This is a genomic window from Stenotrophomonas pictorum JCM 9942 (assembly GCF_001310775.1).
Classification (GTDB): domain Bacteria; phylum Pseudomonadota; class Gammaproteobacteria; order Xanthomonadales; family Xanthomonadaceae; genus Stenotrophomonas; species Stenotrophomonas pictorum.
In genome coordinates this window covers 1-6214 of the sequence record NZ_BAZI01000166.1, presented here as the reverse complement: position 1 = coordinate 6214, position 6214 = coordinate 1, and the positions used below count along the sequence as shown (strand labels likewise).

The following is a 6214-nucleotide window of genomic DNA, read 5'->3' as shown; positions in this document are numbered from 1 at the left end:
CGCCAAGGCGCATGCCGAAGGCAAGTGCGGCGAGGGCAAGTGTGGCGGCAGCCACTGAGTCATCCGCATCCCACCCGCACTGGCCGGTGCCGGCCGGTGCGGGACTGGGCCTGCGCCGCGCGTTGCTGGATGCGCTGCTGAGTGCGCCGGCAGGTTCTTTTGATTTCCTCGAATGCGCACCGGACAACTGGATCGGTGTTGGCGGCCGGCTGGGCGAGGCGCTGGCCGAGCTGTCGCAACGACATCCCCTGAGCTGTCATGGCCTGTCGCTGTCGCTGGGGGGCCCGGCCCCGCTGGATGTGGATTTTCTCGCCCGTACCCGCAAGTTTCTCGACCGCCACCGCGTGACCCTGTACAGCGAGCACCTGAGCTGGTGCAGCGATGACGGCCATCTGTACGAACTGCTGCCGCTGCCATTCACTGAGGAAGCGGTACAGCACGCGGCCGCGCGCATCCGCCAGACCCAGGACATCCTCGGCCGCCGCATCGCGGTGGAGAACGCCTCCTACTACGCCGTGCCGGGCGCCGGGATGGATGAAGCCGGCTTCATCAACGCGGTGCTGGACGAGGCCGACTGCGAGCTGCTGCTGGATGTGAACAACGTCTACGTCAACGCCATCAACCATGGCTATGACGCGCATGCGTTCCTGGCCACGCTGCCCTCGGCACGCATTGCCAGTTATCACGTGGCCGGCCATCACGATGAGGCGCAGGATCTGAAGATCGACACCCACGGCATGCCGGTGAAGGACGAGGTGTGGGCGCTGCTGGGCCACGCCTATGCGCTGCATGGGGTGCGCCCGACCCTGCTGGAGCGGGATTTCAACTTTCCGCCGCTGGCCGCGCTGCTGGCCGAAGTGGACCAGATCCGCCAGCTGCAACAGGCGGCCGATGCGGGTGCGGTTTACGCCCATGGCTGAGTCCCTGCGCGAGCTGCAGTTCCGCTTTGCCGCGCACCTGCGTGACCCGCAGCGGCAACCGCCCCCGGCGCAGATCGATCCGCGCCGCCTGCAGGTCTATCGCGAGCTGTATTTCAACAACATCCAGAGCCTGCTGGCGGCCAATTTCCCGGTCATCGCCGGCACGCTGGGTGAGGAACGCTGGCTGCCGCTGGTGCGCGCGTTCTGCCGCGAGCATCGTGCCCACACCCCGCTGTTCCCCGAGATCGGCCAGGAGTTCATCCACTTCCTCGACCAGCAGCCCGTCCGCGCCGATGCGCCGTGGCTGCTGGAGCTGGCCCACTACGAATGGATCGAGCTGGCGCTGAAGATCAGCGATGCGCCGCTGCCCGCGCATGACCCGGCCGGTGATCTGCTGGCGCAGGTGCCGGTGCTTTCACCATGGTGTCGGGCGCTGGCCTACACCTGGCCGGTGCACCGCATCGCCCCGGGCTACCAGCCGCTGCAAGCGCCGGCGCAGCCCACGCTGCTGCTGGCACGCCGCCAGCCCGACGGCGCGATTGTCTTTTCGCAGCTGTCGCCCTTGCTGTACCGGCTGCTGGAACGGCTGGAGCAGCTGCCGCGACAGTGTGGCCGCCAGCACCTGCAGGAGCTGGCGGCAGAGGCCGGGGTCCACCCGGACGCGACGTTCCTGGACAATGCCGCGGCGATGCTGCGGCAACTGGCCACCAGCGGCTGCATTGTCGGCACCACCACGCCGGCCTGAGCCGCGCGCGCTTCAGCCACCAGCGCACGGCCAGGCAAAGTGCTCTGCTACCCTATTGCGATGAGTGCGACACGAAGGTTCGCGTCGTCCCTAGGTCTGAGTGCCTTTAATACTCCTTACTCACCTACTTCGGGGGCCTACTGAAATCCGCAAGCGGAGTCGGGTAGCACCGTCAGACTCCGCCGCAAGGGCAGGGTTTGTCGTGCATGGAAATCCCACACGACCTGTCGTGTCCTTGTGTTTCAATAAGTTAGCTTGCAAGAAGCTGACATTCTCACCACGCGAACCTGTGTCTTGTGGATCATTGTCCTGCCTGTCTGGATGACAGGAAGTTGGACTTGGTGTGTGACCACCAATAGCCTGAAGTGGCGTGCGTCTCTGGCAACGGAGGGGTGCGAAGCCCACTGAACAAGTCCCCCGCAAGGGGCGCAACAACCGCGAGGTTTTCGCGCAGATTCCGGTAGCAGCAGACCGGATGAGGGGCGAGGCTGGCTGAAATGGGCAACTTTTGTGAACTATCGATAAACGTCGCGAATAGGAAAATGCTCAAGCTGCTAACGGGCATTCTATGGCTGGTCATTCCGCTTCATCGACGGGATGCGTCACCAAGAAGAGCCATCGGCGAATAGATAGGCCCTACCTTAGTCGTGTGATCTACAAGGAACGTGGTAAGCCCGTATTCCTGCCCTCCGGGCAGGCCGACTGCAAGGAAGGCTGTGGGGAATGCGGGTAAGGGAGGTCGGAGAAAGCAAATGCCGGTCTGTAATGGACCGGATACGCCCACTTCCGACTGGTCTGTACTCGCGTAACACCTGATTGACCTCACCAATGTGGACGGAAGACTCGTCCACATCACTTGACCCCGACCGGGCGCATGACGCCCTTTCGGGGACGCTCTGTGCCTTCGGCCGTGGTTATTCAACGGAAGGAACGAAGCATGAGAGTGACCACACCTTGTGGGCCTGCGCGTTCCCGCGTCCCTGACAACTGGCACCAGATCGACTGGCGCCGGGTGGAAAGGAATGTGCGGGGAATACAGGTCCGTATCGCGAAGGCAACGCAGGAAGGCCAATGGCGCAAGGTGAAAGCCCTGCAACGCTGGCTGACCCGCTCGTACTGCGGCAAGGCAATGGCCGTACGACGAGTGACAGAAAACCAAGGCTCCAGAACGCCAGGGATCGACAAGGAAATCTGGAAGGAACCAGAAGCCCGCGTGGAAGCGATAGGCAAGATGCAGCGGCGGGGTTACAAGCCCAAGCCTTTGCGTCGTGTCTTCATCCCCAAGGCCAATGGCAAGGAACGTCCGCTGGGCATCCCGACGATGTTGGATCGGGCCATGCAGGCGTTGTACTTGCTGGCACTGGAACCGGTAAGTGAGTCAAGCAGCGATCCCAACAGCTACGGCTTCCGGATCAACCGCTCGACGCACGATGCCATGGGCCAGCTGTTCGTCTCCTTGTCCCGGAAAGCATCCGCCGAATGGGTATTGGAGGCTGACATCAAGGGGTGCTTCGACTGGATCAACCACGACTGGCTGCTGCGCAACGTCCGCATGGATCGCGTGGTAATCGGGAAGTGGTTGAAGGCCGGAGTCATCCACAAGGGCCTGCTTCAGAAGACCGAAGCAGGGACGCCACAGGGCGGCATCATCAGCCCGACATTGGCAAACGTGACACTGAATGGGCTGGAATCAGGTCTGCACGCGCATCTCATCGCGCAGGTGGGCAAGACAAAGGCCAAGAGACTCAAAGTGAATGTGGTGCGGTATGCGGATGACTTCGTGATCACCGGCAAATCAAAAGAGCTGCTGGAACAGGAAGTGAAGCCATGGGTGGAAAAGTTCCTCAAGGAGCGAGGGCTGGAACTATCCATGGAGAAAACGCACATCGTGCACATCGACGACGGGTTCGATTTCCTCGGGTGGAACTTCCGCAAATACGCGGGAAAACTACTCATAACGCCGAGCAATAAGAACGTGCAAACGTTCTATCGCAAAGCGAAGGAGGTCATCAGTGGACACAAAACGGCAAGGCAGGGGGAGTTGATCGCCCTGCTGAACCCGATGCTGCGAGGCTGGGCGAACTACCACAGTCCTGCAGTAGCCAAGAAGGCGTTCAGTCGCATGGATCACCTGCTGTTCCGGGCGATCTGGCGATGGAGCAAACGGCGGCACCCGGGGAAGAGGATGGACTGGATCAGGAAGAAGTATTTCCACTCGGTTGAACTTCGGAACTGGATATTTGCCGCGCCAAAGATGGACAACAACGGAAAATGGCGGACAGCAACGCTACTGAAGCTGGCCGACACGCCGATCCGCAGGCACGAGAAGGTGAAGGGGAGCTACAACCCCTTCAATCCGGAACATGAGAAGTACGGGGAAACCCTGCGCCAACAGCGCCTGCTGCACAGCAGGCGCCACCGGACGCAATGGACGACCCTGTTCCGATCACAAGCCGGGTGCTGTGCATTGTGTGGTGGGGCGATAACGCGGGAAACCGGGTGGCACGACCATCACATCGTCTACAGGGCGATGGGTGGGTCGGATACACTGGCCAACCGCGTTCTTCTGCACCCGATATGTCATTCCCGAGTCCATCAACTTGGTTTGAACGTTGTGAAGCCGGCCTCCCCACGGAGGCTTTAATCAGGCTTGAGCCGTATGCGGGGAAACTCGCACGTACGGTTCTTAGGGGGGGGGCTCATGCAAGTGAGCCCTCCCACCCGACATGAACACGTTGAGCCCTCGGCCCCCCGACCCGCTTTCACGCCGATGGCGCAGCGCTTCCGCGGTTTCCTGCCCGTCGTGGTGGACGTGGAAACCGGCGGCTTCGACTGCACCCGGCACGCCTTGCTGGAAATTGCCGCGGTCCCGGTGGAAATGGACGAAAACGGCCTGCTCTATCCCGGCCAGACCGCCAGCGCGCACGTGATTCCGGCCGAAGGAACCGAGATCGATCCCAAATCGCTGGAAGTGACCGGCATCGTGCTCGATCACCCGTTCCGCCTGGCCAAGCCCGAACGCGAGGCGCTGGAACATGTGTTCGCACCCGTGCGCGCGGCAATGAAGAAGTACCACTGCCAACGCGCGATCCTGGTCGGCCACAACGCCCACTTCGATCTGAACTTCGTCAATGCCACCGTCGCCCGCAGCGGCCACAAGCGCAACCCGTTCCATCCGTTCAGCGTGTTCGATACGGTGACCCTGGCAGGCGTGGCCTACGGCCAGACGGTATTGGCCCGTTCGGTGCAGGCCGCCGGCTTCGACTGGGACGCCAACGAGGCCCACAGCGCGGTCTACGACACCGAGCAGACCGCGCGCCTGTTCTGCAAGATCGTCAATGCGTGGCCGTCGTCGCCGCTGGGCGCCCTCTCCCGTTAACCCTCGCAGATGCGGTCGCGGCCTTCACTCTTGGCCCGGTAGAGGGCCAGATCCGCGCGTGCGTACAGCTGTTCCGGGGCCTGATCGGCCGCGCCCAGCTGCACCACGCCGGCGCTGAAGGTCAGGTGCAGCCCGGCGATATCGGCCCAGTCCGGCTGCGCGTGGAACAGCTCGCGCAGCCGCTCGCTGATGCGCAGGGCCTCCGCCAGCGGCGTGTCGCTGAGGATCAGTGCGAATTCCTCGCCGCCCAGCCGCGCCGCCAGGTCCGATTCGCGACAGCCGCTGCGGAGCAGACGGCCAACCTTGCGCAACACTTCATCGCCGACGCGTGGGACCAGGTGTCATTGACGTTCTTGAAGTGGTCGATATCCAGCACCACCAGCGACAGCGGCTGGCCATTGCGCGAGGACCGGGTCATCTCGCGCGCCAGGGTCTGGTCGAACGCGCGGCGATTGGCCAGCCCGGTCAGCGCATCCTCCCGCGCCTGCCGCTCGAAAGCCTCGGCCTGCTCGCGCAGACGCTCGGCCAGCGTGCTCTTTTCCTCGTTGGCGGCCAGCAGGTGGTCGGCCTGCAATTTCAGATCGTGGGTGCGCTCCTCCACCAGCCGCGCCAGACGGGCGTTGTTGGCCTCGTAACGATGGATCACGTAGCGGAACAGCGCATACAAGGCCAACAACACCAGCAGCAGCGCCGCGAAATGGACATCCAGCCGCTGCCACCACAGCGGCTGGACGGTGAACTGCCACAGGGCCGCCCCCTCGCTCCAGCGGCCATCCGGATGCGCCGCCGACACGTGCAGGGCGTAGTTGCCCGGCGGCAGGCCCACATACTCCACGCCGCGCTGGTTGCCGCGCTCGACCCAGTCACGCTCCAGTCCTTCCAGCCGGGTGCGGTAACGGATCCGGTCGGACATCAGATAACTGAGCCCGACATAGTTCACCGCCACCCGCAGCCCGCCGGGAATCATCTTCGCCTCGCCGCTGCGCCAGTTCAGCGGTTCGCCATCCAGCCGCACGTTTTCGATCACCGCCGTCGGTGGCGGACGTGACTGGAAGCGCTGCAATGCCGCCGGTTGCACCGTGGTGACGCCACCGGCGGTAGCCACCCAGATGCTGCCATCGCGCCGGCGGACGGCCGCCGGCCCCGAGCTGCCATTGGCCTGCGCGCTGG

The 6214-nt window shown here is 63.5% G+C and carries 5 protein-coding genes and 1 pseudogene; 5 read left to right on the top strand and 1 reads right to left on the bottom strand.

Annotated features, from left to right (window positions below; all coding sequences use genetic code 11):
* The 5 genes from JCM9942_RS20820 to rnt all read left to right on the top strand — a co-directional run.
* Window positions 1-58: HvfA family oxazolone/thioamide-modified RiPP metallophore (locus JCM9942_RS20820; RefSeq protein WP_484600219.1), on the top strand; the 58-nt coding region annotated here is incomplete at its 5' end.
* Window positions 42-920, top strand: a complete 879-nt coding sequence (locus tag JCM9942_RS09610; RefSeq protein ID WP_484600217.1) for an HvfB family MNIO-type RiPP peptide maturase — start codon at window positions 42-44, stop codon at window positions 918-920. The genes JCM9942_RS20820 and JCM9942_RS09610, both read left to right, overlap by 17 nt.
* Window positions 913-1665 (top strand): HvfC family RiPP maturation protein, encoded by a 753-nt coding sequence (locus tag JCM9942_RS09605; RefSeq protein ID WP_054659291.1) that lies wholly within the window; start codon window positions 913-915, stop codon window positions 1663-1665. Before JCM9942_RS09610 ends, JCM9942_RS09605 begins: the two co-directional genes overlap by 8 nt.
* Before the next feature lie 937 nt (window positions 1666-2602).
* The gene (gene ltrA, locus JCM9942_RS09600) at window positions 2603-4309 is read left to right on the top strand and encodes a group II intron reverse transcriptase/maturase (RefSeq protein WP_054659289.1); all 1707 of its coding nucleotides are present in this window, start codon (window positions 2603-2605) and stop codon (window positions 4307-4309) included.
* 126 nt (window positions 4310-4435) lie between these two features.
* Window positions 4436-5044: a ribonuclease T gene (gene rnt, locus JCM9942_RS09595; RefSeq protein WP_083468488.1), complete on the top strand. Its 609-nt coding sequence runs from the start codon at window positions 4436-4438 to the stop codon at window positions 5042-5044.
* On the opposite strand, the pseudogene JCM9942_RS09585 reads toward rnt, so the two are convergent.
* Window positions 5041-6214 (bottom strand): annotated as a pseudogene (locus JCM9942_RS09585) (diguanylate cyclase); the annotation flags it as partial. The gene rnt and the pseudogene JCM9942_RS09585 overlap by 4 nt on opposite strands.